The 834-nt window shown below is 60.9% G+C and carries 1 protein-coding gene; it reads right to left on the reverse strand.

All coding sequences use genetic code 11. The annotated features are described in order from the left end of the window. Window positions 1–834 (reverse strand): endonuclease domain-containing protein (locus tag NW858_RS08085; RefSeq protein ID WP_414520254.1); only part of this gene is annotated, 834 nt, incomplete at both ends.

Below are 834 nucleotides of genomic sequence, written 5' to 3' on the forward strand. Positions count from 1 at the left end.
ACCTTGCGGATCATCTCCACCGCCCGCTCGCAGTCGCTCATCACCAGGTCGTTGGGGATCCGCAACACCAAGTAGCCGGAAATCAGCAGTTGGTAGTCCCGCAGGCGATCCTGGTAGTAGCGGTCTCGGCTGCAGTGCTCTGGCCCGTCCACTTCCACCACCACCTTGCCCTCCCGCCAAAGGAGATCTGCTCGAAAGGATTGCCCGGTTACACTTTGTAACACTTGGTTAAACTCTAGCAGATCCTTGAGCTGCGGGTCCGCTGCCACCCGCTCGGCTAGCTTCTTCTCTGCTAGGCTAAAGGGGTGAGGGGATCCCTTGCAACCCACCACCACCTGCACCGAGCTGTCGAACTCCTCCCGCCTTTCCGGGAGCGGCAACTGGAGGGCGCCGTAGCTCACGGAAGCCAATTCAGGGTGAGCGGCCAAAGCACTCGGCACCACCAGCACTAGCCGTGCTTGACTGTGGTCGGCCAACCAGGTAGCGGCCTTGGCCAAGCCGAGGAGGTAGCTGGGCGCCGGCTCTGGCTCATCGGTTGCTAAAGCCAAGGTTAGCTCGCGAGGGGCAATGGCCTTGGCCAGTTGCTGCACCTGGATTGCCCGCTGGATCCCTGGCACCACAGGCAGGCGTTGCTGCTGGCACAAGTGCATTGCTGCCCTGAGCCAGCTACTGGAAATAGCGGGATCCCGTTTTGCAGACAGCTCTCGGGCGCGGAGACGATTGAGAACCTGGGCCTCTGCCGTTCTGCCCGGCTCAAACTTTTCTCCATACCAATAGGGCCAGAGGGATAAAGCTACCTCCGCCAGCACCTGCAGACACTCGTCAAGGATGACA

It is taken from the genome of Synechococcus sp. H55.10 (assembly GCF_047502715.1).
Lineage (GTDB): Bacteria > Cyanobacteriota > Cyanobacteriia > Thermostichales > Thermostichaceae > Thermostichus.